The 26,992-nt window shown below is 56.4% G+C and carries 24 protein-coding genes; 6 read left to right on the top strand and 18 right to left on the bottom strand.

The features are described from left to right. Window positions 1-20 precede the first annotated feature (20 nt). From ACR0AW_RS10035 to ACR0AW_RS09990, 10 genes are all read right to left on the bottom strand, one after another. Window positions 21-1,934 (bottom strand): beta-galactosidase, encoded by a 1,914-nt coding sequence (locus ACR0AW_RS10035; protein ID WP_170732746.1) that lies wholly within the window; start codon window positions 1,932-1,934, stop codon window positions 21-23. Next, entirely contained in the window at window positions 1,931-2,791 is an 861-nt protein-coding gene (locus ACR0AW_RS10030) for an SMP-30/gluconolactonase/LRE family protein (protein WP_170732745.1), read from the bottom strand. The genes ACR0AW_RS10035 and ACR0AW_RS10030 overlap by 4 nt, the downstream gene beginning before the upstream one ends. Beyond that, window positions 2,788-3,393, bottom strand: coding sequence for a 2-dehydro-3-deoxy-6-phosphogalactonate aldolase (locus tag ACR0AW_RS10025; RefSeq protein ID WP_170732744.1), 606 nt, complete (start codon window positions 3,391-3,393; stop codon window positions 2,788-2,790). The genes ACR0AW_RS10030 and ACR0AW_RS10025 overlap by 4 nt, the downstream gene beginning before the upstream one ends. Next, window positions 3,390-4,283 (bottom strand): 2-dehydro-3-deoxygalactonokinase, encoded by an 894-nt coding sequence (locus ACR0AW_RS10020; RefSeq protein ID WP_170732743.1) that lies wholly within the window; start codon window positions 4,281-4,283, stop codon window positions 3,390-3,392. The genes ACR0AW_RS10025 and ACR0AW_RS10020 overlap by 4 nt, the downstream gene beginning before the upstream one ends. A gap of 4 nt (window positions 4,284-4,287) precedes the next feature. After that, window positions 4,288-5,055, bottom strand: coding sequence for an SDR family NAD(P)-dependent oxidoreductase (locus tag ACR0AW_RS10015; protein WP_480438996.1), 768 nt, complete (start codon window positions 5,053-5,055; stop codon window positions 4,288-4,290). Continuing rightward, window positions 5,055-6,764, bottom strand: a complete 1,710-nt coding sequence (locus tag ACR0AW_RS10010) for an IlvD/Edd family dehydratase (RefSeq protein WP_480776499.1) — start codon at window positions 6,762-6,764, stop codon at window positions 5,055-5,057. Before ACR0AW_RS10010 ends, ACR0AW_RS10015 begins: the two co-directional genes overlap by 1 nt. Window positions 6,765-6,818: 54 nt before the next feature. Further along, window positions 6,819-8,159 (bottom strand): alpha-glucosidase/alpha-galactosidase, encoded by a 1,341-nt coding sequence (gene melA / locus ACR0AW_RS10005; protein WP_170732740.1) that lies wholly within the window; start codon window positions 8,157-8,159, stop codon window positions 6,819-6,821. A 22-nt stretch (window positions 8,160-8,181) separates the two neighbouring features. Next, entirely contained in the window at window positions 8,182-9,030 is an 849-nt protein-coding gene (locus ACR0AW_RS10000; protein ID WP_170394442.1) for a carbohydrate ABC transporter permease, read from the bottom strand. Window position 9,031: 1 nt separating this feature from the next. Then, window positions 9,032-9,958: a carbohydrate ABC transporter permease gene (locus ACR0AW_RS09995; protein WP_170394445.1), complete on the bottom strand. Its 927-nt coding sequence runs from the start codon at window positions 9,956-9,958 to the stop codon at window positions 9,032-9,034. Window positions 9,959-10,052: 94 nt separating this feature from the next. Continuing rightward, window positions 10,053-11,312 carry an ABC transporter substrate-binding protein gene (locus tag ACR0AW_RS09990; RefSeq protein WP_170394448.1) on the bottom strand — a complete coding sequence of 420 codons (1,260 nt, stop codon included), beginning with the start codon at window positions 11,310-11,312 and terminating at the stop codon, window positions 10,053-10,055. Between the two features lie 140 nt (window positions 11,313-11,452). Between ACR0AW_RS09990 and ACR0AW_RS09985 the strand changes: the two genes are divergently transcribed. The 3 genes from ACR0AW_RS09985 (at window position 11,453) to ACR0AW_RS09975 (ending at window position 14,388) form a co-directional block, all read left to right on the top strand. Further along, the gene (locus tag ACR0AW_RS09985; RefSeq protein WP_170611666.1) at window positions 11,453-12,247 is read left to right on the top strand and encodes an IclR family transcriptional regulator; all 795 of its coding nucleotides are present in this window, start codon (window positions 11,453-11,455) and stop codon (window positions 12,245-12,247) included. After that, window positions 12,244-13,302, top strand: coding sequence for a sn-glycerol-3-phosphate ABC transporter ATP-binding protein UgpC (locus ACR0AW_RS09980; RefSeq protein WP_170732739.1), 1,059 nt, complete (start codon window positions 12,244-12,246; stop codon window positions 13,300-13,302). Before ACR0AW_RS09985 ends, ACR0AW_RS09980 begins: the two co-directional genes overlap by 4 nt. Before the next feature lie 63 nt (window positions 13,303-13,365). Beyond that, complete coding sequence (locus tag ACR0AW_RS09975; RefSeq protein WP_170732738.1) at window positions 13,366-14,388, top strand: trans-3-hydroxy-L-proline dehydratase; 1,023 nt, start codon at window positions 13,366-13,368, stop codon at window positions 14,386-14,388. Between the two features lie 37 nt (window positions 14,389-14,425). Here ACR0AW_RS09975 and ACR0AW_RS09970 read toward each other — a convergent pair whose 3' ends face one another. Next, a complete protein-coding gene (locus ACR0AW_RS09970) occupies window positions 14,426-15,007 on the bottom strand; it encodes a YceI family protein (RefSeq protein WP_170732737.1) in 582 nt (193 codons plus the stop codon). Window positions 15,008-15,093: 86 nt separating this feature from the next. Between ACR0AW_RS09970 and ACR0AW_RS09965 the strand changes: the two genes are divergently transcribed. Genes ACR0AW_RS09965 through ACR0AW_RS09955 form a run of 3 tightly spaced genes read left to right on the top strand, consistent with a single transcriptional unit; the run spans window position 15,094 to window position 17,503 of the window. Further along, the gene (locus ACR0AW_RS09965) at window positions 15,094-15,630 is read left to right on the top strand and encodes a sigma-70 family RNA polymerase sigma factor (protein WP_170422839.1); all 537 of its coding nucleotides are present in this window, start codon (window positions 15,094-15,096) and stop codon (window positions 15,628-15,630) included. Further along, on the top strand, window positions 15,627-16,364 hold the full coding sequence (locus tag ACR0AW_RS09960; RefSeq protein WP_170732736.1) for a hypothetical protein: 738 nt from the start codon (window positions 15,627-15,629) through the stop codon (window positions 16,362-16,364). The genes ACR0AW_RS09965 and ACR0AW_RS09960 overlap by 4 nt, the downstream gene beginning before the upstream one ends. Before the next feature lie 59 nt (window positions 16,365-16,423). Continuing rightward, window positions 16,424-17,503, top strand: coding sequence for a helix-turn-helix domain-containing protein (locus ACR0AW_RS09955; protein ID WP_170732735.1), 1,080 nt, complete (start codon window positions 16,424-16,426; stop codon window positions 17,501-17,503). A 172-nt stretch (window positions 17,504-17,675) separates the two neighbouring features. Here the strand turns inward: ACR0AW_RS09955 and ACR0AW_RS09950 are convergent, their stop codons facing one another. The 7 genes from ACR0AW_RS09950 to ACR0AW_RS09920 form a co-directional block, all read right to left on the bottom strand. Beyond that, the gene (locus ACR0AW_RS09950; RefSeq protein ID WP_170732734.1) at window positions 17,676-18,752 is read right to left on the bottom strand and encodes a DUF2793 domain-containing protein; all 1,077 of its coding nucleotides are present in this window, start codon (window positions 18,750-18,752) and stop codon (window positions 17,676-17,678) included. Window positions 18,753-18,932: 180 nt separating this feature from the next. Further along, on the bottom strand, window positions 18,933-20,369 hold the full coding sequence (locus ACR0AW_RS09945) for a mannose-1-phosphate guanylyltransferase/mannose-6-phosphate isomerase (protein ID WP_170732733.1): 1,437 nt from the start codon (window positions 20,367-20,369) through the stop codon (window positions 18,933-18,935). Window positions 20,370-20,440: 71 nt separating this feature from the next. Beyond that, window positions 20,441-21,334 carry a UTP--glucose-1-phosphate uridylyltransferase GalU gene (gene galU, locus ACR0AW_RS09940; RefSeq protein ID WP_170732732.1) on the bottom strand — a complete coding sequence of 298 codons (894 nt, stop codon included), beginning with the start codon at window positions 21,332-21,334 and terminating at the stop codon, window positions 20,441-20,443. 246 nt (window positions 21,335-21,580) lie between these two features. Then, a complete protein-coding gene (locus ACR0AW_RS09935) occupies window positions 21,581-23,386 on the bottom strand; it encodes an ABC transporter ATP-binding protein (protein WP_170732731.1) in 1,806 nt (601 codons plus the stop codon). A 1-nt stretch (window position 23,387) separates the two neighbouring features. Next, on the bottom strand, window positions 23,388-24,317 hold the full coding sequence (locus ACR0AW_RS09930) for an ABC transporter permease subunit (RefSeq protein WP_170732730.1): 930 nt from the start codon (window positions 24,315-24,317) through the stop codon (window positions 23,388-23,390). 10 nt (window positions 24,318-24,327) lie between these two features. Beyond that, window positions 24,328-25,251, bottom strand: a complete 924-nt coding sequence (oppB, locus tag ACR0AW_RS09925) for an oligopeptide ABC transporter permease OppB (protein ID WP_170422826.1) — start codon at window positions 25,249-25,251, stop codon at window positions 24,328-24,330. Window positions 25,252-25,317: 66 nt separating this feature from the next. Beyond that, window positions 25,318-26,946, bottom strand: a complete 1,629-nt coding sequence (locus ACR0AW_RS09920) for a peptide ABC transporter substrate-binding protein (RefSeq protein WP_170596173.1) — start codon at window positions 26,944-26,946, stop codon at window positions 25,318-25,320. Window positions 26,947-26,992: the final 46 nt, after the last annotated feature.

Genomic DNA, 26,992 nt, shown 5'->3' with positions numbered 1-26,992 from the left:
TTATGTTAGCGGTATCTAGATTAACGTTTATATGAACCGCGCGTCCTGAACAGGACATCACATCCCTCGATCTGCTGGCCGTCCCATGTCACTGAATGCGCATTATAGTTGATCAGCACTTCGTGCGACTGCGTCTCGCGCCGCCGCAGCCCTTTGGGCATCGGATGGAGCGCCAGATCCGTTTTCTGGGCCGCCATGGCTATGACGCGATCCCAAAGGGCCTCATCGGGGAACCCCGCCAAATACCAAAGACCGGCACCGCCATGCAACGCCGCAGTGCCATCTGCGAAAGAAAGCAATTTTTGGGCGGAGCCTGACAAGCGCTCAACCCAATGTTCCGCAGCACCACCCCCTTCGACAATACGGGTTACGCCGGGTGGCAAAGTTTCGATCAGATCGACATGGCTGCTGAGGCCATCAAGACCTGGGCGCCCCGAATCAGGGATCTGAAAATCTGCGGTGATTGCCCCGCTGCGCGGTCCCAGAACGGCAAGATCACATCCTTGTAGTAGCCTTTGTTCTAGATCGCCTAGGGCAGCCAGGCCCGGTGCGAGGATCAGATTATAGTGCTCCTTGCCGACCTTGTCCTGAGGCACGAAATCCACCGACAACCCAGCGCGCCGCAACGCGCGGTAGGCAGAGAATACGAGCCGGAAATAGTCGAACCCCGCGCCCTGAGGCTGCGTTGTCCAGGCCCAGTCAGATGCATAATCGAAGACGATAGCAACCTGTGCATGGGCTGGTTTAACCGTGCCTATCGCGGCCAGATCATCGGCGGTCTGACGCGCCTCTGCCAAACCAGGTGCTTCGTCGCCATGCGGGGTAAGTAGACCGGCATGCATCTGTTCCTGCCCGAACGGTGCTTGCCGCCAGCGGAAATAGCTGACCACTTCGGCCCCATGGGCCACCGCCTCAAGCGACCAGAGACGCACCATGCCGGGCAGGGGTGCCGGGTTGTAGGGGGCCCAGTTCACTGGACCGGGTTGCTGTTCCATGACCCACCAACGGCCTCGACCGACGGCGCGGTATAGGTCGTGGTGAAAGGCCTGCATGTCCGGATCACCCTGCTGCAGAAATGCAGTCTTGTGCGGCTCGTCCACTTCCAACCGATCCGACAGGAAGCCAATCGGATAGCTGTCCCACGTCGCGATGTCCAAATCCCTGCCTACATCGAAATGATCGAATTCCAGCACACGCCCCATGTAATTGTGCAGCAATGGTTGAACCGTTAGCGGCCGCAGCGCATCGACCTGGGCCTTGTTGAACGCCACCACCTGATCCGAACTGAACCTGCGAAAAGCCAAAACGTGTGCCGGGTTGGGCTCGGTTACGGGCTGGTTCGGCAGCTCGATCTGATCGAAGCTGTTATATTCCATCGACCAGAACACATTCCCCCAGGCATCGTTCAACGCGTCGATCGAGTTGTATCGGTTCGACAGCCAGCGGTGAAAAGCATACAGCGCCGCAGCACTATAGCTGAGCGTCGTATCGTGACAGCCATATTCGTTATCGATTTGCCAAGCAGCGATATACGGGTTGCGGCCATAGCGCCGACCCATGATCTTCGTGATCCGCTTGCATTCGTCGATATAGCCGGTGTGACTAAAGCAATAATGTCTGCGTGAGCCGAACTTGCGTAGATTGCCATCAGCATCCACAGCCAGCATATCGGGATGCTTGTCCAGCATCCATCGCGGAGGTGTTGCCGTCGGGGTGCCCAGCACAATCTTCAGCCCTGCCGCACCCAAGGTTTCAATCGCGCGATCCAACCAGTCGAATTGCAGGTCTCCAGCAGTGGGTTCCATTCGGCTCCAGGCGAATTCGCCGATCCTGACCCATTTCAAGCCAGTCTCGACCATGCGCGCGGCGTCCTGAGCCCAGTTTTCTTCGGGCCAGTGTTCAGGGTAATAGCAAACGCCAAGTTCCGGCTTCATAGTATAACTCTGTGTTCAGCTTGACCTTGCGCCACATTTGGCGCGGTGAGTGTCATGCCATTCGTCGGCGTTCTTACAAGAGTGTCCGCGTCCAGCCCTTGGCGGGCGGTGGTGCAGAACAGTGTAGTCAGGTCATCACCACCAAAACTCGGGCACGAAGTGTGTTTGGCATCGAAACCAACCGCTCTCAGGAATTGACCGCCGGGCGTATAGGCTGCAACCCGGCTGGCACCCCATTGGGCGATCCAGATGTTTCCGGAGCGATCAACCACAGCGCCGTCCGGGTTCAGATCTTCGCTGCGCAGGTCAAGGAAGACCGCCGCTTTGCCGATGGGCCAGCCTGTCTGCGCGTCCAGTTCCCAGCGCATGACTTGCTTGGTGGCAGTATCGCTGTAATAGGCGCAGGATCGGTCCGGCGCAAAGCAGATTGCATTTGAGATGGTGATATCTCGGACCAATGGCCGTAGCTCGCCATTCCAATAGCGATAGATCGAACCTGCGCCTACTTCTGCCTGTTTGCCCATGGTGCCAATCCAGAACCCGCCCCAAGGATCGGCGCGCCCATCATTGGATCGAGTCACCGGATTGTCGACCTCAAGCGGGGCGATCAAATCTTTGGCTCGACTCTCAAGCCCAAATCGCCACAGGCCGGTTTCCGACGCGATCAGCAAAGTGTCTCGGTCTACCCATCCTGCGGCTGAGACATGTTCATCGAACGCCCAGCTATGCGCCTGGTCATTTTCTCGCGTCATCAGTCGTTTGCCGATGATATCGAACCAGAAAAGCTGTTGCCGTTCAGGGTGCCACAATGGCCCCTCGCCCAATTCGCAGGGGCGGTCGTCATAGAACAGACTCATCCAACGGCCTCATCATAGGCAGCAACGATTTGCCGGGCACGGTTTGCTATATCTCCAACTGACATTCCGGGCTTATAGAGTGCAGACCCGATTCCGAAGCCGTCGGCGCTGGCCTTCATCCAGTCCCCAAAGTTCTCGGGGCCCGCACCGCCCACCGCAAAGACCTGAGCGCCCGTCGGCAATACAGGGCGCAGGGCAGCCAACCCTGCAAGACCGGCAAGCGAACCGGGGAAAAGTTTTAACCCTGTAGCCCCGGCCTGGAGCGCTGCGAAGGCCTCGGTCGGGGTGAACACACCCGGCCAGCTTTGCAGCCCAAGTGCGACAGAGCGTTGGATCACGGACACATCGCAATTTGGCGAAACGATCAGTTTGCCCCCGACATCGGCAACCGCGTCAACCTGATCGGGGGTTAATACAGTGCCCGCTCCGATAAGCGCGCGGTCCCCGATCTCCGAGGCGAGAACTCGGATACTTTCCAGCGGATCGGGAGAGTTCAGCGGAACCTCAATCCGGTCAATTCCCGCTTCCAGCAGGGCGTAACCGACCGGTAACGCCTCGTCAGAGGTTAACCCACGCAGAATGGCGATGATTGGGCGGCTCATGCGGTTTGCCTCGTTAATGTTCGGGCCTGAGACAGACCTGCAAGGGTTGCGATCATGGCGTCTGCGGTTTCGACCATTGCGCCTTGTTGTTGCAAGGCTGTAGCGTAGGCGTTGGATAAGCTTTCCGAGCCGATGATCGCCAATTGCTGACCCAGCCAATAGGGCCGCGATGCGGCAAGCTCGGCACCTATCAGGAACCCCGACAGGCGCGCGCGCGCAACGCTCTTGCTTTGACCGTGCAGCAAATCGGCGGCCCGTAGCCCGAATAGGCGCGCTGCCAGCTGCTCGGGTTTCGACAGCATGTCGGCAACCGCTTCGGTAAAACTCGCGTCGTCCCAGCCCTCGTCAATTGAATGCTGCAGAACGGATTGCCCGCGCAGCAGATTAAACAACTCGCCGGTCATGAAGGTTCGGAAACTGACCACCTCTCCGGCACTGATCTGGGCCCATTTTGTATGCGTGCCGGGTAGGCAAATCACACCGTCCCAATTCTGATGCGTGCTGAGGAACCCCGCGATCTGCGTCTCTTCCCCGCGCATCACATCGGGGGGGCTGTTCTGTCTCAGCCCAGGAACAACGAAGGCCCGAATACGCGGATCGGTGTTTGGAACGCGGAAGGGTACGACCGGAATAGGCTCGGATGGAACCGCAGAATACGGGGCCTCGACCCAACCCTGTCGTGCCCCAACCATTCCGCAGGCGATCACATCTACCGGTAGCCCGGGCAGCCAATCTTCGATCAAAGCCAGCAGGGCTGCCTGAAATCCTCCGCCGGCTGTGCGGGACATACCATCTGACGACGCGGCCTGTGCCAAAACGCTATCACCTTGCATGGCCCATGCCCGCAGATGAGATGTTCCCCAGTCAACAGCGATCCACTCGACATTCATAGCATCACCCCGTTCCTACCACGCCGCCGTCAACCACCATGCACTGCCCGGTCATTGCACGGCTTGCGCTTGAAGCCAGAAACAGGGTTGGTGCGATCATGTCTTCGGGCGTCAGATGCTCTTTCAGGCTCTGGCGATCCATATGCGCAGCCAGATCTTCGGGTGTGGCCCACATGTCCAGCTGTTTCTGTGTCAGAACCCATCCCGGTGCCAGCGCGTTGACGCGAATTTTATGTGGCCCAAGTTCACGCGCCAACGAGCGTGTCATGCCGGTGATTGCCGCATTTGAACTGGTATAGATTGGATAACCTGCGTTCCCCATCAGGTAACTGATCGAACTGAAATTGATGATCGAACCGCCTTTGTCCTTCATCTGTCGCGCGGCTTCCTGACAGGCAAAATAGTAGGCCTTTAGGTTGACTTCGATCATCCAGTCCCAGAACTCGGTTGTAGTTTCTTCAAGTGAGTGCCGCTTGTCATTCGCGGCGTTGTTGACCAGCACTTTGATCGGGCCATGGGCTTCAGCTGCTTTGGCCATGGTGGCGTGCAACAGCTCGGTATCAGTCATGTCACCCCGCAGGAACAAGGGGGCGCGGCCGTGCTTTTCACGCATCTGTTCGACAAATTCACCGGCATCTGACCGACCGATAAAGGCAACTTTAGCCCCTTGGGCCATGAACCCGTCAGTCAACGCTGCACCAACGCCCGAACCGCCGCCGGTGATATAAACAGAGGCTCCGTTGAGGTCTTGAAATGTAGCAGGTTGATCCATCAGTGGCTCTCTCTCGTCACTAAGCGCGTGTCTTTGCCCACAAGGAAATCAAGGTCCGCGCCGCGATCAGCCTGCAACACGTGGTCGATATAAAGCTTCGCATACCCGCGCGAGTAATGCGGATCGTCCGGTTGCCACAGGGCGCGGCGGGCGTCCAGTTCCTTTTCGTCGACCAGCAGCTGCAGCTCGCCCTTGCTCGCGGACACGCGAATACGGTCACCGGTTTTGACCAACGCCAACGTACCACCGGCCTGAGCCTCAGGGCTGACATGCAGGATAACTGTCCCGAATGCAGTACCAGACATACGCGCGTCCGAGATCCGGATCATGTCGCGTACGCCGTCTTTGACCAGCTTGGCCGGGATCGGCATGTTCCCAACCCCGGGCATCCCTGGATAGCCCTTGGGCCCACAACCTTTGAGGACCAGAATGGTCTCAGGTGTAACTGGTAGGTCGTCGCGGTCGATATTGGCTTTCAGATCTTCGATGCTTTCAAAAACGTATGCTTCGGCCTCGGTTTCCAGCAGTGCATCTGTGGCCGCCGAAGGCTTCACGATTGCCCCGTTGGGCGCAAGATTGCCGCGCAGAACCCGCAGGCCTGCGGCGGGTTTTACCGGATCGTCAAATGGGCGGATGACGTCTGTGTTGAAACACTCAGCCCCTTCATAGTGGGCCGAGATGTCCTTGTTCAGAACTGTTCTTGCCGGGCGCAGGAAAGGTTTGAGTTCGCTCAGAACCACTGGCACGCCGCCTGCATAACAGAAGTCTTCCATCAGGTATTTGCCGGAAGGCATGCAATTGACCAGCAGGGGGATTTCTGATCCGATTTCAAAGTCTTTCAACGTCAAGTCGACACCCACGCGACCTGCAAGTGCCAACAGGTGGACCACTGCGTTTGTCGATCCTCCGACGGCCGCATTGGCGAGGATGGCATTCTCAAACGCCTCCCTGGTCAGGATATCTGATGGCTTGAGGTCCTCGTCCACCATCTCGACAATGCGCTTGCCGGTCAGATGCGCCAGCGCCATGCGGCGGGCATCAACGGCGGGCAGGGCGGCGTTGGTGGGCAGCGACATGCCCATCGCCTCAACCAATGAGGCCATAGTACTAGCGGTGCCCATAGTCATGCACACACCCGCGCTACGCGACATGCCTGATTCAGCGTTCATGAAATCCTGAAGTGTCATTTCTCCGGCACGAACAGCCTCGGAAAACTTCCAGACATCTGTGCCCGAGCCGATATCCTGACCCCGGTATTTGCCGTTCAGCATCGGGCCAGAGCTAACCACGATGGACGGTAAATCGACCGAGGCTGCACCCATCAGCTGCCCCGGGGTGGTCTTGTCGCATCCACCCAGCAGGACAACGCCGTCGATACCATAGGCGCGGATCGATTCCTCCACATCCATCGCCAGCAGGTTGCGAAACAGCATGGCGGTGGGTTTCATCTGGGTCTCGCCCAGCGACATAACGGGGAATTCCACTGGAAAGCCGCCGGCCTCCCACACGCCCCGTTTCACGACTTCGGCCAGATCACGAAGGCCCGAATTGCAGGGTGTCAGTTCCGACCATGTGTTGCAGATGCCGATGATGGGGCGCCCGTCAAAAGCGTGATCCGGAAAGCCCTGGTTTTTCATCCAGGACCGGTGAATGAACCCGTCCTTATCGAGTTTTCCGTACCAATGCTGTGAACGGCGTTTCTTGGTCATTATTGGTTCTGTCTGTCTGGCGTTGGAATTGAAAGCTTTTTTAGAAGACGAAGATCAAGCTGCGCGGGCTGGACGGCACCAATCTGGCAGCCAATCGCCATGGGCAGAAAGCAGATCGGTGACGAGGTTGCGAATTTGGCGCAGATCCAGCTCGGCCGCAGTATGGGGATCCATCATTGCGGCGTGATAGATGTATTCGGGGTTTTCTTCGGTCAGCGCGCGAACCGTTAGCTCTTGTACGTTGATCTGGGTCCGCATCAACGCGATCAGTTGTGGCGGGATATCCGTGACCACGGAAGGTTGGACGCCATTCGAGTCAACCAGACACGGCGTTTCAACCGCTGCACCTAGGGGTAGTTGCGGAATCTGACCCGTATTTGGCAGGTTGCCGTAAGCTGTGTACGGCGTGTCTGTCACGATTGCGTTCATAAGGTCGGCGGCGAATTCATGGCTTCGGGTTACTTCGATGTTCCGACCATCTGTCAGGGTCTTGGCCTGTTCCTTCCAATTGGCCACCTGCTCGACACAGCGGGTCGGGTATTCGTCCAGCGGTATGCTGAACTGTTCGATCAGGTCATTGCGACCGTCTTTGATGAACCAAGGAACGTATTCTGCAAAATGCTCGGAACTTTCGGTGCAGAAGTATCCAAGATGGTCCATCACTTCGTACCGGACTTTGTTTGGACAGCGCGGCATTAGCAGCGGAGGCTTGGGTAAATGCCCGGCGCGATAGCCCTGACGCAAAGCCGGATACAGATCGCGGCCTTGATGCTCGAGCTTGAGGAAGAACGCGACGTGATTGATACCGGCAACTTTGTAGCGAAAGTCCGCCTTGGGCAGGTCTAGATCATGCGCCAGTTCTTCGACCGTGTTCTGGACAGAATGGCACAGGCCGACATGTTTCAGATTAGGGAAGCGCTCAGCCAGAGACCAGGTGTTGATGGCCATCGGATTCACGTATTGCAGCAGCGTTGCATTGGGGCACAACTGCATCATGTCCTGCGCGACGCCCCACAGAACGGGTACAGTGCGCAGGCCGCGCATAATGCCACCAACACCCAGCGTATCGGCGATAGTCTGACGCAGGCCATATTGTTTTGGGATTTCAAAATCTGTCACCGTGCAAGGCTCATACCCGCCAACCTGAAAGGCAGTGATCACGAAATCTGCGCCGTCCAGCGCCGCGCGACGATCCGTGTGGGTTGAGACGGTTGCACCCGTGCCGACTGAGCGGATCATGGCCTTGGCCACAGCTTCGCTTTCGGCCAAGCGCACCGGATCGATATCCATCAGCGCAAAGTGGCTGTCTGCAAGGGCAGGGGTGAGCAGTGCGTCGCCCACGATGTTCTGCATGAAGATCGTGGAACCTGCACCTACAAAGGTGATCTTGGTCATGAGGTAAACCTCTGGTTTGACGTTATTTTACGGCACCGAGGGTCAGGCCCGCGATGAAGTGTTTCTGCATCAGGAAGAACATGGCAACCGGCGGCAGGGCTGCCACTATAGAACCGGCACTCATCAACTGATAAGCAGCGCGAAATTGCGCGTTGAAGCTGGTGATCCCGGCTGTCACGGGCTGGCTTTCGGCCCCTTGGGTCAGGACAACAGCCCAGAAATAGTCGTTCCAGATGAAGGTGAAAATCAGGACACTGAGTGCGGCGATGGCCGGTTTCATCAGTGGTAGAACGACGTACCAGAAGATTCGCCATTCGCTTATGCCCTCGACCCGTGCGGCCTCGATCAGTTCGAATGGCAGGGCGCGGATGAAGTTGCGCATGAAGAGCGTGCAGAACCCGGTCTGGAAGGCGATGTGGAATAGCACAAGCCCTGTTTTGGTGTTGTAAAGGCCCAACTCCAGCGTGAGATCGCGCACAGGGACCATCAGGATCTGGAAGGGTACGAAATTGCCCGCCACAAACATGAAGAAGATCCAGAGGTTCGATTTGAATTTGTAGATCCCCAGCGCGAAGCCTGTCATGCAACTGAGTGCAACGGCCCCGATTACCGTTGGTACGGTGATCAGGAACGAGTTCATCAAGTAACGTGGCATATCCGAATTGAAAAAGACCTGACCATAGTTGAACGCGCCCTCAAAACTTGACGGCATCCCCCAGTAATTCGCATTGGTGAAGTCTGCGGCAGGTTTGACCGAGAAAAGCGCGACCGCCAAAAGGGGCCCCAGCCATAGTAGCAGTGCCAGAGGCAACATCGCCTGATAGGTGATCTGCGCTGCGCGGGGTTGTTTTTCGATCGGTTTGGGAAACATCTCAGTGCCCCCTTTCTTCGCGGTACATCGACCACAGGAAGTAGGCGATGAAGCAGAGCATAATCAGGAACAAGATCACAGCGATAGCTGCGCCATATCCCATGCGGAAGCCGTATTCGGACAGCGCGACCTCGAACATGTAGTAGGCCAGCACGCGGGACGAACCAAAAGGACCGCCCTGTGTCATGATCGAGATCAGGTCAAAGCTGCGCAGCGCGCCGATGATTGTCACAACGAATGCGATGAAGGTTGCCGGGCGCAGCTGCGGCAGAATAATGTGCCACAGCATTCGCCCACCTTTTGCGCCGTCCAGACGCCCGGCTTCGATCTGTTCGGGGTCGACGGCGTTCAGGCCGGTGAGGTAGAGGATCATGCAATAGGCCGTTTGTGGCCATAGACCTGCGAAGATGATGCCGTAGGTTACGAAGCGCTCATCCCCCAGCACGTTCAGTGGACCGAGGCCAAAGAGGCTTAGGAATTCATTTAGAAGGCCGAAGGTTGGGTCGTAGAACCATGTGAATACTAGCCCAACGACGACCTGAGAGATGACGAAGGGAAAGAAGAACAAAGACTTGTAGAGGCGGATGCCCCAGACCGTCTGGTTCAGGAACAGTGCGATAAACAAGCCTGCAGGGATTGCGGCCAGATACAGGATCAGCCAGATCAGGTTGTTCTTGAGCGAGATGTAGAAAGCGTCGCGGTCCACCCATTCCCAATACAGATCTTCATAGTTGCGAAAGCCGACATATTCAGCTGCACCTAAACCGTCCCATTCATAAAGAGACAGATTGAAAGACTGAAAGACCGGGATGATCACATAGACCATGAAGAACAACAGACCCGGAGCCAAAAACAGCCAGGGCGCGATGCGCTGTTGGTTTCTGTGGAACCAGCTTTCTTGCTCGGGGGCGTCAACGGCAGCGGTCATGGGCATCTCGGATCTGGTGGGTGAAGGCGGGCTGAAGCCCGCCCTACTATTGTGCAAGGTGTAGGCCGGGCTTCAGCCCGACCCTGGACAAGATTTAGTTGTCGTAGATGCGCTCGCGCGCACGTTCCAGCTTGGCCAGAATCTTGTCAGCGTTGTCCGGCTTGACCATGAATTCCTGGAAGCCTTCCATCGACACTTTTGCCATTTCCGCTGGTGCGTCGCGGTCCCAGAACTGTGCAACACCGCCGGGGCTGTTAGACGATAGCATGACAAAGCCCTGCTGCAGGAACTTGTCGTCGTCCACTGCAGATTGCGCGTTCACAGGCAACTGGCCGAGGTTTGCACCGTTGTTGATTTCGGTCTGTTCGTCCGCAGAGACTGCGAAACGCAGGAACTCACGCGCGGCTTCCTTGTTCGAGGCATTGGCCGGGATATGGAACGTATCGGTCGGCGCGTCTTCGGCCAGTTCAACATCGGGGTTGATGGCGACAAACTGATAGAAGTCCAACTGATCGTCGGTCAGGCCTGCTTCACGCAGCGGAGCCACAGCGAAGTTACCCATCAGATAGGCGGCGGCCTCACCGTTGACCATAAAGGGCAGGGCTTCTTGCCAGCTATATGTCTGGTGGTTGTCAATGAATGCGCCCATGTCGATCAGCTGTTTCCAGTTGGCGAAGGTCTGCTTAACCCGGTCGTCTTCCCAGCTGATCTCGCCATTTGCGAGTTGATTGTGAAAGTCGAACCCGTTGGTGCGCATGTTCAGATAGTCAAACCAGCCACCTGCTGTCCACAGGAACTTGGTGCCGATGGTATAACAGGCGCGGCCGGAATCGACGATCTTCTGGCAGTTGGCCAGTTCTTCTTCCCAAGTGGTCGGCTCGGTCAGACCCAGCTCATCAAAGATGTCTTTGCGGTAATAAACGCCCCATTGATAGTAGGTGTACGGAACGCCCCACTGTTTGCCATCAATGGTCATCGCACCTTTGGTCGAGGCCAGATTGTCGGCGATTTCAGGTTCAGCCCACAGGTCCGAGACGTCTTCGAAAAGACCCGCTTCAACATAAGGCTTCATCCGGTTGGCTGCATACCAGGTGGCAACGTCTGGCGTGTCAGCCGTCAGGAAGTTGCGAATCTGGGTCTTGTAGGCCTCACGGTCGATCACGGTGGTTTCGATTTCCAGACCGGGATGTTCGGCCGCGAATCGCTCGATCATCGCTTCCATCGTCGCGCGCGGCGCCGGGTTGGACGTATCGAGGAAGATTCGCAGTTCGCCGGTCAGCTCTGCTGCGACGGGCGCAGCAAGTGCCACACTGGCAGCCAAAGCAGCCGCTGTGCGCTTGAACATGGAATGCATAGTTTCCTCCCTTAAGCTTCCATATTGGTCTCAAATATTGAAACCTTGTTTTATATATTGAAAACTACACATCGACTCGGCTACTCTTGTCAAGACCCTCGTGCCCAAAGCCGAGGGAAAGTGGAGGAGAACAGGCACCCGTGGCAGGTGACGGAACAATAGGAAAAGCATGTGACGTGCTGGAACAGGTCGCGGCCTTCGAACGCCCGGTGCGGTTCGGGGAATTGCTGGAATGCAGTGAATTTCCCAAGGCGACGCTATACCGTTTTCTGCAGTCGCTAACCAATCAGGGCATGCTGCACTACGAACCGGAACGGCAGACCTATTCGCCAGGTATGCGATTGGTGCGATTGGCGCATTCGGCATGGACGCATAGCTCATTAGCTCCAATAGCGCGGCCTTTCCTGGACGCTCTCAGCGCCGAGACAGGGGAGACCGTGCACTTGGCGCAACTTGATTCCGGGCAGGTGCTTTATGTGGATAAGCGCAACGCGCAACGACCAATTGAGATGTATTCCGAGGCCGGCAAGGTCGGCCCGGCCTATTGCACAGGCGTTGGCAAAGCGATGATGGCCTATTTGGACGAGGCACAGTTGGAAAAGACGATCTCGCAACAAAGCTTTCATCGGTTCACTGACAAGACCTTGGCCTCGGAAAAGGCATTGCGGGCTGATCTCGTTAAGATCCGCAGCCGCGGTTACGCAGTTGATGATGAAGAGCATGAGCCCGGCATCATCTGCATTGCCTGCCCGATTCTGACTAACGGGGGCCGCATGTTGGGGGCCCTATCGGTGACAGGATCGACTGGGCGAATGGATTTCGAGCAATTGCAATCTTGGGTGCCGCGCGTCCGGCGCGTCGCTGAACAGATCGGCACAGAAGCACAGGCGTGGCGGTTCCCCGAGGGCCAACAGAATAGGATGCAAGCAACATGACAGGTGTAACCCTGAAAGGCGCGATCAAACGGTATGGCCAGACGCAGGTCATTCACGGGATTGATCTGCAGATTGAAGATGGTGAGTTTTGCGTGTTCGTGGGCCCCTCGGGCTGCGGTAAGTCGACGCTGTTGAGGATGATCGCGGGTTTGGAAGAAACCTCGGACGGGGAAATCCATATCGGCGCACGTGAAGTCACGCATGTGGATCCGGCCAAACGCGGAGTGGCGATGGTTTTTCAAACCTATGCGCTCTATCCCCATATGACCGTGGCCGAGAACATGGGATTTGGTCTGCGGATGAACGGTGTTGCCAAGGCCGAGATCGATCAGAAAGTTCAGGAAGCGTCAAATATTCTGAAGCTCGACCAATATCTGAAACGCAAACCCAAAGCGTTGTCCGGCGGTCAGCGTCAGCGGGTCGCGATCGGGCGTGCCATTGTGCGCGGCCCCGAGGTGTTCCTGTTCGACGAACCGCTCTCGAATCTGGATGCAGAACTTCGCGTGGAAATGCGGGTTGAAATTGCGCGGCTTCATCAGGAAATCGGCGCGACGATGATCTACGTTACGCACGATCAGGTCGAGGCGATGACCATGGCCGACAAGATTGTGGTATTGCGCGACGGTCGGATTGAGCAAGTGGGAGCCCCTATGGACCTGTATCGCGACCCCGACAATAAGTTCGTGGCGGGTTTCATCGGGTCTCCTGCAATGAACTTCCTTGAGTGCGATATCGTGGACGGCATGGTGCGGCACCCTGCACTTACTGATGATGTCCCGGTCACCGAGAGCGTTCCCAAAGGAGCGACGAAAGTAACATTGGGTATTCGCCCCGAGCATATTCAGGTGGATCGAAACGGTGACACCTGCACAGTTGATCTGACCGAAGCGCTCGGTGGTGTTTCATATTCTTATCTGCTGACGCCAAATGGCGATAAGCTGATTGTGGAAGAACGGGAAGACCAACGCAGTACGACCGGTGACCGCATCGGGCTTTCGGTTCGTCCTGAGCGTGCGATGCTGTTTGATCCAGAGTCGGGTCAGCGGCTGCGATAAGGCTTGCCAGACCGGATCTGTTTTGCATGACTGCGCATTATCCATCGGCTTTCAGGAGGCTCAATGCGCAGTTCCAAAACCATCCATGTAATCTCGGCCCATGCTGAAGGCGAAGTGGGCGACGTTATCGTCGGCGGCGTCGCTCCGCCTCCGGGAGAGACGGTATGGGACCAAAGGACCTTTATCGCTGAAGACCAGACATTGCGGGATTTCATGCTGAATGAACCTCGCGGCGGTGTCTTTCGCCATGTGAATCTGTTGGTTCCACCAAAAAACCCCGAGGCCGATGCAGCGTTCATCATAATGGAACCGGAAGACACGCCACCGATGTCAGGCTCCAACTCGATTTGTGTCTCAACGGTTCTGTTGGACAGTGGCATTCTTCCGATGCACGAGCCTGAAACCCATCTGACATTGGAAGCCCCAGGAGGGTTGATCCGCGTCCGCGCCGAATGCCGCAATGGCAAGGCTGAACGTATCTTTGTGCATAATGTGCCAAGTTTCGTCGACAAGCTGGATGCTCGGATCGAGGTTGAGGGCATCGGGACGTTGCGCGTGGATACCGCGTTTGGTGGCGACAGTTTTGCAATTGTCGATGCCGCCGATTTGGGTTTCGAGCTTACCCCTGATGAAGGAGCTGATCTTGCAAGGACTGGCGCGCGTATCACCGATGCCGCCAATGAGCAGCTAGGCTTCGATCACCCCACTAAAGACTGGAGTCACATTTCGTTTTGCCAGATTGCAGGCCCGCTCGATCGTCAGGGCGATATTCTCATCGGACGAAATACTGTCGCCATCAAACCGGGTAAGCTGGATCGTTCACCTTGTGGCACCGGTGCTTCAGCCCGGATGGCGGTTTTGCTGGCCAAGGGAGAAATGACGATGACCGATCGCTACCACGCGCGTTCAGTCATCAACAGTGAATTTCGCTGCGGTATCGTAGAGCGGCATGATCTGAACGGCCGCGTGGCGATCACCCCGGAAATCTCAGGGCGAGGCTGGATTACGGGTACGCACCAGCACATGCTCGACCCCGATGACCCATGGCCTGGCGGCTATCGCCTAAGCGACACTTGGGGGGCATAAGCCGGGGCCAAATTCGACCCCGTACTTTTCTTAGGTTTCAGCCTTCGAGACTGAACATCAATCGTGCGGTCACCGGTACGGTGCGGGTGATGCTGGGTAGTTGCGCCAACTCCATCAGCTTGTCTACGCCTGCCGAAACGCCCGCATCCTCGGTGCTGATGAACACCATGTCGTTGGATGAAACCATGACGGTATCTTCGGCCACACGCAGGACAAACATATCGGTGTAGAATTCCACCTCGGTCCCCGCCAGAGCCAGCTTCGCATCCACCTCAATCGTGTTACTGGCCCCCACATCCAGTTTCGACACTTGGTCCATTTCAATGTTCGCGCTCAATGTCGCGGTCGCGGCCTTGCGAAACACATACTCGATCATCCGTTCGTTACGGATTTCGATATTCGTTTCGACCGACGACAGATCGATATCGATATTAACCTTGCCATCTTCGCTGACATGACCCGAAAGGTTGGTGAAAGAATTGACCTCTCCAACATCATCGATCTTGACCGTTCCATAAGCCAGATGAGACGCATCCGGGTTTAGTGTCCAATCAGCGGCCAGACCCGGGCCTGCAATAATAGCCGACGCAATCGTGATTGTTTTGAACAGAAGTTTCATTTCTTTCCTCCAGGATCTATGACAGTTCTGACCAAGCGGGCCCGGTCCCATGTCAAAGCAAACACACACAGGTCGCGTTTTATTCGATGAGTGTTGAGATAAGCACCGAACAAGCCGTGCGCGGCGCTATCCAGACCCACTCGAAACGGGTCTGGCGGTTTGGGCTGGCTTTGTCGGGGGCGTCGGATGTTGCAGATGATCTGTTGCAGGCGACGGCGTTGAGGGCGTTGGAGAAGCACCACCAGGTCACCTCGTATGAACGGCTGGACAGTTGGCTGATGACGATCTGCCGTTCAATATGGCTGAACGAGATACGGGCGCGATCCGTAAGAAAGGCACAGGCGCTTTCAGTCACGCCCGAGGCGGAATTAGTCGCGACAGGGCCTGATTCAGAAACGAATATTTTCGCCGCTCAGGTGTTTACTCAAGTGATGCAGCTGCCAGAGGCGCAACGTGAAACGGTGATGCTTGTGTTTGTCGAAGGCTACAGCTACCGCGAAGCTGCGGATATGCTGGACGTACCCATCGGCACAATCATGAGCCGGCTTTCCAATGCCCGGCAGAAACTGAAAACCGTTATGCAGCACGATGCGGCTGACACCGTGCAACGGAGTGGCAAATGAAGTTTTCCGACGAAACACTTCTGGCCTATCTGGAAGGCAGCCTCGATGAGGCCGAAGCCCGCGCCATCGAAGACGCGGTGGCCGAGGATTCTGCACTCGAACACCGACTCATGGCGCTCGACCCATTTGCCCAGGTTGTGCAGCAGGCTTTTGAAGGCATTCCAACTGAGGCGCCTTCGATCGATCTGCCCATTCCGAGCGCTCAACAATCCAATGCCGGACCGCTCCGTTTGCTGGCGGTCGCAGCCTCAGTTGCTGTTATTGCTGCGTCTGCAACATTCTGGGCCACGCGACCACAGGCATTGGGCTGGGCGGAGCAGGCTGCGATCTATCAATCGCTTTATTCACCGGACACGATTGCCGATCTGGACAATTCTCAGCAAACGCTGGACGCGCAGTTTGTTCAGGCCGAGGCTCAGTTGGGTCGTTCACTGAACCGGGACGTGTTGGAAACTCTGCCGGGCCTTGATCTGAAACGTGCTCAGGTACTGTCGTTCAAAGGTAAACCTTTGGTGCAGGTGGTCTTTGCTGACGCTCAGGGCAATCCGGTGGCGTTTTGTGTGATCCGGCAAGGCGCGGGAGCACCGGTCAAGGATGTGAACCTTGCGGTGCTCAGTGGTCTTGCGACAGCGACATGGGCGAATGATGGCTACGGCTATATGCTGTTGGGTGGAGATGCGCCAACAGACCTGAGTGGAGAACTAAGTGTTTTGACCGAGGCGTTCTCAGGCTGAGCGACAAGAATCCGCAAAACCACTTGTGAACCGCGGTAAATGCCCGAAGAATACCCGACATGAAGCCGAACCCTCAGATACCGGACCCGGATGATGAGGCCTTGGAAGAAGGGCCGCGCAGCATCTATGACGCCGATCCGCCGGAAGACGACGATTTGTGGTTCCTTCCGCCCGACGGCGAGGAAGACCCGGGAGAATTTCTACCCTCTGTACCGAGACCGGACCAGCGTTTGCTGTTTGACCCAAGGGACTGGCGTGCGGCCCAATCCGAGTTATCAGCTGAACTTGCCGATCTGGCCGTGACATTTGGAGCTCTGGATGAACGTTTGCGCGCGGGTCCCAAGGGGTGGGGTCACCGTCTGGCCCTGATGGAGGTCTCGGATCTGGGCTGGTGGACGGGCGATCGGATCAGCGTCGACCGCCTTGCGCTTTGGACCGGTTTGCGGATCGGAGCAACCGGTGATGATGTGCAGGCTTTGTATCGGGCGGGATGGGCAGTGAGGCGGCTGTCGTCGGGTGCTGCGCCATCAGAGGGCGGCTGGGATGCGGGGCTGACCGCTTTTCTAGACCGTCAGGCCCAAGGTTTCGAAGATACACCCGAAGCAGTGATTGATCTGGCAGAAACCATGCGAAATGTCGCCGGTTTGCACCCGGTTACCCAGGCCGCCATCGGATTTCACGCGTGGTGCGCGTTGTCTTCTGGCATTGGACAAGATACCGAGGCCGCTGTCATCGCGGCCCGTCATGCCTCCGCGATGGGTCGAGGTGGCGCATTGTTCATGCCGCTTTCTCTGTCGGGCCCAGGTGCATTGCGGGGGGCAGGATCGTTGGACGAGAAACTTTCGGCTTGGATTCAGGGGGCAGGCCAGGCCTCACTTGCGGCTTTGCTGCATTTGGACCGGATCAGCGCTTGGGAAGGGCGCGCCCGCGACGCCATTTCGGACCTAAGCGGTCGTACCCCACCCGTGCTGATTGATGCGTTGACGGCTTGGCCGATGGTTTCCGCCCCGCTGGCCGAAGAACTGACCCATGCCTCGCGTGCAGCGGCACAGCGAAATCTGGACAAATTCAGCGATAGGGGGCTAATCCGCGAAGTAACCGGGCAGGGTCGATATCGCGTATGGACGGCGGCCTTGTAACTGGCCTTGATCTGCCGCTTTCACAAAGAGTGAAATGATAGGGTTGTTAGCTGGGTTCCTGGTATCGATCTTGGGTACAGGATAAGACAGATCTTTGCGTGTTGTCTGGATCGGTCAGAAACCAATTTGCAAGAACGATAACCGTCCGGGCGATGGCCCGAACGGTCTTTATTCAGTACCAACGTCCGACTGCGATCACTGTTGGCGCTATACTGGTAGCGTCCAAGGATGGAGCCATCACCTGATACGTCGCTTGAGTTTCTGAAGGTGCGTCAAACCCCATAAATCGGCCAATACCGCCGCCGTTCCCGCTGAGAGCGGGAGAACTGCTGTCAGCAAAGGCAATAGGGAAATCCCAATTGGCGGTACCGCTGGCGAACATACTACCAGTTGCGGTCGTGCAGGCCACCGCACTTAGAACGGCGGTGCAAATCTGGGTTCCGTCAGCAAAGCGCGTGTAGTCACCATTTGCCTTGCTGCCCCTCTCGATCACCGCTCCGCTGGGTACACCGCTGCTTTCGGATACGGTGCCCAGCACATTGCCCGGTCCGTACCCGTAATCTGCCCGCATCAGGCGACCCGAGGTGGTGTCATCGGCGCTGCTTTGCACAGCCGCTCCGCTGGCTGTTCCGGTTGTGGCGTCAAACCGCAAAGCATCGACCCAGCTTCCGCCATCCTGCGAGACCTTGATTGAAAAATTTGTATCGCCGGATAGGCCCATTTCGGCATGGCCGGTCCAGTTCGATTGAAACAGCAGCGAGGCAGTATCACCGGCACCAGCCTTGTTGATCTTGAGTTGGTGGCCAGCGCCCTCATGCGTCAACAAGGTGGCAGGGCTACGTACGGCCAGACGGTTTGTGCTGTCTGATCCGGTTGCGATGCCGATCCCGGAAAGGTTCTGTGTATTGACCGGCGGGTCGATCCACGCCGACCCGTCCCAGACTTTCAACAGCCCTGCATTTTGATCCCAAGCCCGCCAGCCCATGTCGGGCGTCAAGAAATGCCACCCGTTGTCCAACCAAGCCGCCAGTTTTCCATCCTGTCCGGACCATGCCGCGGTCGGAGACGTGCCCAATGCATAGGTTTCACCCTGATCAGGAGCAGCTGGTGGGATAGTCGCGTTAACGGACGCAACGCTTAGCTGCACCACCAGATCTAGCGCACGCAGCGCTTCGTTATGGGTCACATGTTTTTGGGCCTGCGCGGGTTGCAGATAGGGCAGATTTAGACGGGGAGAGTTCTGTGGCATGGGCATCCTCCTGTGGTGTCGGTCCGATGATGATTGCGCGCCACACTGCCGTGATGTGCGTAAATCCCGCCTGACCCAGCCGAACGCCCAGGTTTCGAATTTTTAAGATTTGGTCTCAGAAATATGGAGACATATGCCTTGCAGATGCCCCAAACTTGGATCAGTTCTTGAAATCAGATCTCAGTCACGAGCGTAGACATCTTCGTAGCGAATAATGTCATCTTCACCCAAATAGGTCCCGGTCTGCACCTCGATAAGAACCATTGGCACTTTGCCTGGGTTTACCATCCGGTGCACGGCCCCGAGCGGCACATAGACGGATTCATTCTCAGACACGAGCTGTACCTTGTCGTCAATAGTCACCTCGGCGGTGCCTTCCACGACAATCCAATGCTCGGACCGATGGTGATGCGATTGCAAGCTCAGCGAAGCGCCGGGATGGACGTGAATGCGTTTGACCTGAAACCGATCGCCAATGACGAGGCTTTCGAACCATCCCCAAGGGCGATGATCAACGGGCAATGCTACCGCCTGCTTGGCGCCTTTTGCCTTCAATGCTGCGACGGCCTGCTTGACGTCTTGCGTCCGGTCCATGCTGGCGACTAAAACCGCGTCAGGCATAGCCACGGTGATTACGTTCTCTAACCCCATTGCAACAACTTCTAGCGCGGGCGATTCAGAACGCACAAGCACGTTGCGACAATCTATGGCGGTCACTTCGCCGGCAGTTGCAACGCCGTCTGGATCGGGGTTGCTCAGCTCTTGTACGGCAGACCAGCTGCCCACGTCTGACCACCCGGCGGCATAAGGGACAACGCTGAGATTGTCGGCCTTCTCCATAACCGCATAGTCGATAGAGATGTCTTGAACCGTCGCCCAGGCCTCGGGATCTAACCGCAGGAAGCCCAGATCACACTGCGCATGCTCAACCGCCTTCTGAACGGGCGCAATTAGATCATGTGCATGCTGGTCGAACGCCTCAAGGATATCTCTGACCGCGAATAAAAAGATGCCCGAGTTCCAAAGATAACTCCCTTCAGCCACCATTGCCCTGGCGTTTTCAAGATCGGGTTTTTCAACGAACCGGTCAAGTTGCACAGAAGCGCCCGACGAGTCCGGTGCTTGGGCGAGCTTAAGGTAGCCATACCCGGTTTCGGGTCGGTCGGGTGTGATCCCAAACGTCACCAGATCTCCACGCTCGACTATTGTTCGGACACCTTCGGTGACGGCCTCGTGAAAGGCCGCACTGTCTGGAATGACGTGATCCGACGCGGCTACCAGCATCATCCCGTCGGGATCAATGGATGAAAGGTGCAGGGCAGCGACCAGCACCGCAGGTGCTGTATTGTGTCCTTCGGGTTCGATCAAGATCGGCCCCGGATCGATTCCTATGGCCATCAACTGTTCAGGGACAACAAAGCGGAAAGCCTCGTTGGTCAGGATCAGAGGTTTGGCGTAAGGCGTATCGGTCGGGCCTTTCAACCGCTCGGCACATTGCTGCAGCAGGCTGGCTTCACCGATCAGCGGAACAAATTGTTTAGGGTAGCTTTTACGCGACAACGGCCAAAGCCGAGCACCTGACCCGCCACATAGAATTACAGGATAGACTGTGCTCATAATGTCTGCCCCTTCTGAACTATAAAGCTAAAATTACTGAATTGAATCCAGAATGGCTGACACGGCTAGGCCTATTGTGCGGCCCGTTCAGAGGCCACGACTTCATGCAGATATAGGTTTAAGTCGTCGCGCAGATCATCGCGGGCCAACGCGAACGAGACCGTTGCCTGTAGAAAGCCAGCCTTTGAACCACAATCGAACCGCTGTCCGTCAAACTTGTAGCCAAAGACAGGGACACCATTGCCAATATCCTCAGCAATTGCGTCGGTCAGTTGGATTTCGCCACCACTTCCCTTCTTTTTCTGGTTCAGATTGTACAGAACCGAAGGACCCAAGATGTAACGACCGATCACCGCAAGATTGGATGGCGCGTTCTCTGGTCTCGGTTTTTCCACCATTCCTTTGGCACGGACAACCGTTCCAACAATCTGGCCGGTATCCAGAATACCGTAGGAGCTGGTTTTTTCGTTGGGAACTTCCATCGCGGCGACCATGTTGCCGCCGGTTTCCTCATAGGCTTCGACCATCTGCTGTAGGCAGGGTTTGTCGGCGGCAATCACATCGTCGGGCAGCATCACGGCAAAGGGTTCATCCCCGATCAGTCGACGGGCGCACCAGACCGCATGCCCCAATCCCAAAGCCTTGTGTTGACGGATATAGGCAATCGCTCCGCTTTCCATATTGGTTGCGTTCAATACTTCAAGCAGTTCGTCTTTGCCCTTGGATTTGAGGTCTTGTTCCAGCACCAGATTGTGATCGAAATAATCCTCAAGCGCTGATTTTCCGCGCGATGTCACGAAGATGAATTCAGTGATCCCGGCCGCACGCGCTTCGTCGATGGCATATTGGACCAGCGGACGATCAACCAATGTCATGATTTCCTTTGGCACCGACTTTGTCGCCGGAAGAAACCGAGTGCCCATTCCCGCTACGGGAAATATCGCCTTGGTGACTTTGCGTACCATATTACCTCACTAATTCTATATATTGCCGACGACTCTCGGTGATGCCGGAGCCCCCACATATAATCTAAAATCCTACCAATCAATCACACCCGGCTGGTCTGGTACGGGTTTGCTGGAATCTGCCATTAACTTAAGGGCAGAGTCAAAACGAAACACGACCGAATGCGGGATCAAGGAACTAATCCACTAATCACTTGTTCTATGAAGTTTAAGACGCGCCCGATAGATCGGATCGGGCGCGTAAGCTTATGCATTGGCCATAATCGCCTCAAGCGGATCGTGTTCGGCGACGAAGTGATCCGGGGCAATCTCACTGAGTTGAGGTACATAGTCGGTCTCACCCATAGACAATCTGCTGGGCAAAAAGCGCAAAGCTGCTTTCGGATCCATGGGAGAAGGCAATTCTCCCGGTAGTTTAAGCCTTTGGCGGCTGCGCTCGACATCCGGATCAGGGATCGGAACCGCCGAGATCAGGGACTGAGTGTAAGGATGTTTCGGTTCGGAGCAGATCACTTCACCATCGCCCAATTCAACGATGCGGCCCAGATATAGAACCATGATCCGGTTCGAAACCGCACGTACCACAGACAAATCGTGGCTGATGAAGATCATCGATAGGCCAAACTCTTGTTGCAGTTCACGCAACAATCCTACGATCTGGGCTTGAATGGACACATCCAGCGCAGAGACTGCCTCGTCACAGATAATCAGTTTTGGTTTGTTGATCATGGCACGCGCGATTCCAACACGCTGGTTTTGCCCCCCGGATAGTTCGTGCGGATATCGGTTGATCATGTTGGCCTTCAAGCCAACACGCTCCATCATCTCGGCGACCAACTCTTTGCGTTCCCGCTCGGTCAGATCCGGGCGATAGGTTTTCAGCGGTTCCGCGATCGAGGCCGAGATCGTCATCCGTGGATCAAGGCTCGCCAGCGGGTCCTGAAACACGATCTGCAGGTCCTTGCGGTACTTGTTCAACTCGGCCCGTTTCAGCCCGACGATCGGATGCCCCAGCCAGCTGACATTACCCGCGCTAGGTTCGATCAATTGCAGCACAGCCCGGGCCAGCGTGGATTTGCCACAGCCGGATTCTCCAACAACACCCAGGGTCTCGCCCTTTCGAATGTCGAAACTCACGCCATCTACGGCTTTCAGCGGCACCTTATGTCCAAAAAGGCCGCCCGAGACATGGATCGGGAAATGCACCTTGACGTCATCCACTTTCAGTAACGGTTCTTCCGTCTGCGAAAGAGCTTTCGGAGCATCGCCCGCATCAATTCGCGGCATCGCCTCAAGTAGCGTGCGGGTATAATCATGCTGAGGAGAACGAAAGACTTCGCGCGTGTCACCGGCCTCCACAAACTCACCCATACGCATGACTTGAATATTGTCGCACATGCGCGCGACAACACCCATGTCATGGGTGATCAGAGCTATGGCCGTACCTTCATCCTTTTGCAACCGTACCATCAGGTCCAAAATGTCGGCCTGAACGGTCACATCCAACGCAGTAGTCGGCTCATCCGCGATCAACAGTTTGGGATTACACAGCATCGACATGGCAATCATCACGCGCTGGCGCATGCCGCCAGACAACTCGTGCGGATACTGATCCAGACGTCGTGCCGCTTCGGGAATGCGCACGCGGTTGAGCCAGTCAAGGCAACGTTGGCGGGCAGCCGAGCCTTGCAAGCCCTCGTGAACTTGCAGCACCTCGCGCATTTGCTGGCCAACTCGCAGATGAGGGGTCAGCGCGGTCAGCGGATCCTGAAAGATCATGCCGACGTCAGAGCCTCGGATTTTGTTGATTTTGTTCACGGGCAGATTCAGGATTTCCTGACCATTCAGCATTGCGGAACCGGTCGCGTGGCCAGCGGTGGGCAATAGCCCCATCGCTGCCATGAACGTCTGGCTTTTGCCCGAGCCACTTTCGCCGACGATGCCCATACATTCGCCGGGATCAATGTCGAAACTGATGCCTTTTACAGCCTCAACCACGCCATCGGGCGTATCAAATCGGACGCTCAGGTCCTTGACGGAAAACAGACTCATATCAGCGATCCTTCGGGTCCAAAGCGTCGCGTAGCCCGTCACCGATGAAGAACATGGTGATGATGATGGCGACATAAAAAGTAAGAGGGAACATCAGCTGCCATAGCGTACCATACGCCATGGTGCCAGCCCCTTCAGCGATCAGGCGGCCTAACGATGTGTAGGGTTCTGAGATCCCGAGGCCCAGGAACGAGATGAAACTTTCCGTCAGGATCATCTCGGGCACCAGCAGCGAAGCGTACACGATCACAACGCCCAACAGGTTGGGCAGAATGTGTCGGTACATGATGGTGAACTCACTGACACCGGCGGCGCGCGCGGCTTCGATAAACTCGCGGTTCTTGAGGGTCAGGGTTTGCCCCCGAACAATCCGTGCCATCGTCAGCCAACCAACAGCGCCCAAGGCGATGAACAGCATGAAAAAGGATCTTCCCGCCACGACAAGCAGCAAAATGATGATCAGTGTTGCCGGAATTGCAAGCAGGATGTCCACGAACCGCATCATGGCACTGTCGGTGCGCCCGCCAATATATCCAGCGGTGATGCCATAGCAGGTGCCGACGATCAGAGCGGTCGCGGCCCCGATCAAACCGACCAGCAGCGATGTGGTGGTGGCCTGAATGACACGGCTGTATAGGTCGCGCCCCAGATCATCGACGCCGAAAAAGTGTCCGGTTTCCATGGACGGCATACCCATGCCGCGCACGTCCCCCATGACGTTCCAGTCGATCTCTTCATTGTTCCAGACTGCGAAGTAAGGGCCAACAATCGTGAACAACACGATCAGACCCAGAATGAAAACGCTGGCCATTGCGGCCTTGTTGCGGACAAAACGTATCCGTGCGTCCTGCCAAAGCGAGCGCCCCTGAATGACCGTGTAATCAGTGATTTCCTCGGCCAGATGGGCGGCTTTTTGTGATTTTCCAAGCATTGCCTGCCCCTCAGTATCGGATTTTTGGATCGAACCAGGCATAAGCCAGGTCGGTCAGAAGGTTCACAACCACGGTCAACGCGCCGTAAAGAATGGTGACCCCTAGCAGCACAGCATAGTCGCGAGACAAAGCCGAGCCGACATAGGCCTGCCCCAGACCACCGGTTGAGAAATAGATGTCGACAAAAACCGAACCGGTCAGAACGTAGACAAAAACCGGCCCGAGGTACGAGACAACGGGAAGCAATGTCGGCTTAAGCGCATGGCGCCAGATCACGGTTCTTGTCGGCAATCCCTTGGCCCGTGCAGTTCGAATGAAGTTCGAGTTCAGAACCTCCAGCATCGATGACCGCGTAATCCTTGCGATTGAGCCCATGTAGGAGGTCGCCAACGCAATCACCGGCATCACCAGATACTGCCATTGACCGCCATGCCAGCCGCCACCCGGCAGCCACCCCAGCCACAGGGTAAAGGTCAGGATCAGGATCGGCCCCATGATGAAGTTAGGAAGCGCCTGAGCGGCGATACCCAGACCCACCGCAAAGTAGTCAATCCAGCTATTGTGTTTGATTGCAGCGGCAATTCCCAGCGCGACGCCAACGGAAGTTGCCACCAGGAAAGACAACGAACCATAGGTCAGCGAAATCGGGAAACCCTGCGCGATGATGTCGTTCACATCCCGATCCTTGAATTTGAAGGACGGTCCGAAATCGAAATGCACCACGATGTTATACAGATAGTCCCAAAGCTGTTTCCACAGCGGTTGGTCCAATCCATAACGCGCCTCGATATTGGCCAGAACCTGCGGCGGCAATGGCCGTTCCGAGGTGAATGGCCCGCCAGGCGCGATGTGCATGAGGAAAAAGCAGGCGACGATCAGTAACAGGATCGTCGGAATAGCGACCAGCAGCCGCTTTAAACTGTAGGCAAGCATTTCATGCCCCCGTGTTTATTGGCCCTGCCCCGGATGTCTCCGGGGCAGGGCGTGGTTCAAAGACGATTATTCAGCGAGCTTGTAGAGGTTTTTCGAGTACCAGTTCTGCTCGACGTTGTTCACCGGCCAGTTGCCTACATCGCTGTCCATCATATAGACGCCTGCGTAGTGATAGATCGGGATCACAGGCGTTTCTTGGGCGATGATGCGTTCAACTTCGGTGTAAAGCGGAGCCGGATCGTCCGAGGTTTTGGCCTCGGCCAGCAGCTCATCAACGCGCGCGTTGGCATATTTGCCGTCATTATAGCCCGAGTCCGACTGCAGCAGGTCCAGGAAGGTCGACGCTTCGTTATAGTCTCCGCACCAAGCACCACGTGCCAGCTCAAAGTTTTGGTTGCCGCGCTCCTCGAGGAAGACTTTCCACTCCATATTTGCCAGTTCGGCGTTCACGCCAAGCTTCTGCTTCCACATCTGGCTCAGCGCAACGGCGACCTTCTTGTGGTTTTCCGCGGTGTTATAAACCATCTGGAAGCTCAGAGGGTTGTCAGGCCCATAACCTGCTTCTGCTAGAAGCTCCTTCGCCAACTCGTCGCGTTCGGCTTGGGACATGGATGCCATTTCAACGGCCGGTACGGTGAAGCCTGCGGTTGCTTCGGGGGCGAAAGTGTAGGCTTCGGGCTGACCGCCTGCCATCACTTTTTCGGTGATAATCGCACGATCAACGGCCAGTGACAGGGCTTGGCGGACGTTCGGGTCCTTGAAAGCCTCGGGGCCACCATCAGATAGGTTGAAGGTGTAATAATAGTTGCACAGGCGTGGGAAGCTGATGGCTTCTACAGGGTGCTCTTCCTTCAGTCGTGGGTACTGGCCGGCTGGAATTTCGGTGCGGTCCAGTTCGCCAGCCAAATAGCGGGTCAGGGCGACGTTTTCATCATTGATGACCAGCGCCACGACCTTGTCGATGATGGTGTTATCGTTGTCCCAATAGGCGGTGTTGCGTTCACGTACCGAGCGTTCCTGCGGCAGGTGCTCGGTCAGAACATAAGCGCCGTTCGAGACGATGTTTTCCGGTTTGGTCCAGGCGTCACCAAATTCTTCGATCACTTTCTGCGGTGCCGGGAAGGTTGTCGAATGTGTGGTCATCTGCGGGAAATAGGGCAGGGGGGCGCTCAGGCGGACTTCCAGCGTTTTGTCGTCGATGGCTTTGACACCCAACTCATCTACCGGTTTTTCGCCCGCGATGATCTCGGCAGCGTTTTCGATCGACATCAGTTCCATGAACCACGCATAGGGCGACGACAGTTCGGGATCGACGGCGCGCTTCCAGGCATACACAAAGTCACCTGCGGTCACCGGATCACCATTCGACCACTTCGCTTCATCGCGCAGGGTAAAGGTGTAAACGTCCTTGGTATCGTTGACCGAGAATTCGGTGGCGACACCAGGAACCAGGTTACCGTCCTCATCCTGATTCATCAGGCCTTCAAACAGATCGCGAACAATTTCTGCACCCGACACATCTTCTACGACTTGCGGGTCGACCGAGCTGTGTTCATCGAGAATCCGATAGGTGAAGGTCTGATCGTCGGCCAGGGCTTCTCCGGTTTCGGGATGTGTACCGGCAGCAATTGCAGCACCGGCAATGATGGTCGAGGACAACAGTCCTGCCAAAGAGGTTCTGATTATTTTGTTCATGTGTTTACTCCCATTTTGTATGGTTTCGAACGTCCAAACCGCATTC

This window comes from Ruegeria sp. C5 (assembly GCF_056537605.1).
This window is presented reverse-complemented; position numbering and strand designations above follow the sequence as displayed.

What these genes read in the sequence shown, in the direction of transcription:
- ACR0AW_RS10035 (WP_170732746.1), bottom strand. Translation starts at nt 1,934, where the DNA reads ATGAAGCCGGAACTTGGCGTTTGCTATTACCCTGAACACTGGCCCGAA.
- ACR0AW_RS10030 (WP_170732745.1), bottom strand. Translation starts at nt 2,791, where the DNA reads ATGAGTCTGTTCTATGACGACCGCCCCTGCGAATTGGGCGAGGGGCCA.
- ACR0AW_RS10025 (WP_170732744.1), bottom strand. Translation starts at nt 3,393, where the DNA reads ATGAGCCGCCCAATCATCGCCATTCTGCGTGGGTTAACCTCTGACGAG.
- ACR0AW_RS10020 (WP_170732743.1), bottom strand. Translation starts at nt 4,283, where the DNA reads ATGAATGTCGAGTGGATCGCTGTTGACTGGGGAACATCTCATCTGCGG.
- ACR0AW_RS10015 (WP_480438996.1), bottom strand. Translation starts at nt 5,055, where the DNA reads ATGGATCAACCTGCTACATTTCAAGACCTCAACGGAGCCTCTGTTTAT.
- ACR0AW_RS10010 (WP_480776499.1), bottom strand. Translation starts at nt 6,764, where the DNA reads ATGACCAAGAAACGCCGTTCACAGCATTGGTACGGAAAACTCGATAAG.
- melA (WP_170732740.1), bottom strand. Translation starts at nt 8,159, where the DNA reads ATGACCAAGATCACCTTTGTAGGTGCAGGTTCCACGATCTTCATGCAG.
- ACR0AW_RS10000 (WP_170394442.1), bottom strand. Translation starts at nt 9,030, where the DNA reads ATGTTTCCCAAACCGATCGAAAAACAACCCCGCGCAGCGCAGATCACC.
- ACR0AW_RS09995 (WP_170394445.1), bottom strand. Translation starts at nt 9,958, where the DNA reads ATGACCGCTGCCGTTGACGCCCCCGAGCAAGAAAGCTGGTTCCACAGA.
- ACR0AW_RS09990 (WP_170394448.1), bottom strand. Translation starts at nt 11,312, where the DNA reads ATGCATTCCATGTTCAAGCGCACAGCGGCTGCTTTGGCTGCCAGTGTG.
- ACR0AW_RS09980 (WP_170732739.1), top strand. Translation starts at nt 12,244, where the DNA reads ATGACAGGTGTAACCCTGAAAGGCGCGATCAAACGGTATGGCCAGACG.
- ACR0AW_RS09975 (WP_170732738.1), top strand. Translation starts at nt 13,366, where the DNA reads ATGCGCAGTTCCAAAACCATCCATGTAATCTCGGCCCATGCTGAAGGC.
- ACR0AW_RS09970 (WP_170732737.1), bottom strand. Translation starts at nt 15,007, where the DNA reads ATGAAACTTCTGTTCAAAACAATCACGATTGCGTCGGCTATTATTGCA.
- ACR0AW_RS09965 (WP_170422839.1), top strand. Translation starts at nt 15,094, where the DNA reads ATGAGTGTTGAGATAAGCACCGAACAAGCCGTGCGCGGCGCTATCCAG.
- ACR0AW_RS09960 (WP_170732736.1), top strand. Translation starts at nt 15,627, where the DNA reads ATGAAGTTTTCCGACGAAACACTTCTGGCCTATCTGGAAGGCAGCCTC.
- ACR0AW_RS09955 (WP_170732735.1), top strand. Translation starts at nt 16,424, where the DNA reads ATGAAGCCGAACCCTCAGATACCGGACCCGGATGATGAGGCCTTGGAA.
- ACR0AW_RS09950 (WP_170732734.1), bottom strand. Translation starts at nt 18,752, where the DNA reads ATGCCACAGAACTCTCCCCGTCTAAATCTGCCCTATCTGCAACCCGCG.
- ACR0AW_RS09945 (WP_170732733.1), bottom strand. Translation starts at nt 20,369, where the DNA reads ATGAGCACAGTCTATCCTGTAATTCTATGTGGCGGGTCAGGTGCTCGG.
- galU (WP_170732732.1), bottom strand. Translation starts at nt 21,334, where the DNA reads ATGGTACGCAAAGTCACCAAGGCGATATTTCCCGTAGCGGGAATGGGC.
- ACR0AW_RS09935 (WP_170732731.1), bottom strand. Translation starts at nt 23,386, where the DNA reads ATGAGTCTGTTTTCCGTCAAGGACCTGAGCGTCCGATTTGATACGCCC.
- ACR0AW_RS09930 (WP_170732730.1), bottom strand. Translation starts at nt 24,317, where the DNA reads ATGCTTGGAAAATCACAAAAAGCCGCCCATCTGGCCGAGGAAATCACT.
- oppB (WP_170422826.1), bottom strand. Translation starts at nt 25,251, where the DNA reads ATGCTTGCCTACAGTTTAAAGCGGCTGCTGGTCGCTATTCCGACGATC.
- ACR0AW_RS09920 (WP_170596173.1), bottom strand. Translation starts at nt 26,946, where the DNA reads ATGAACAAAATAATCAGAACCTCTTTGGCAGGACTGTTGTCCTCGACC.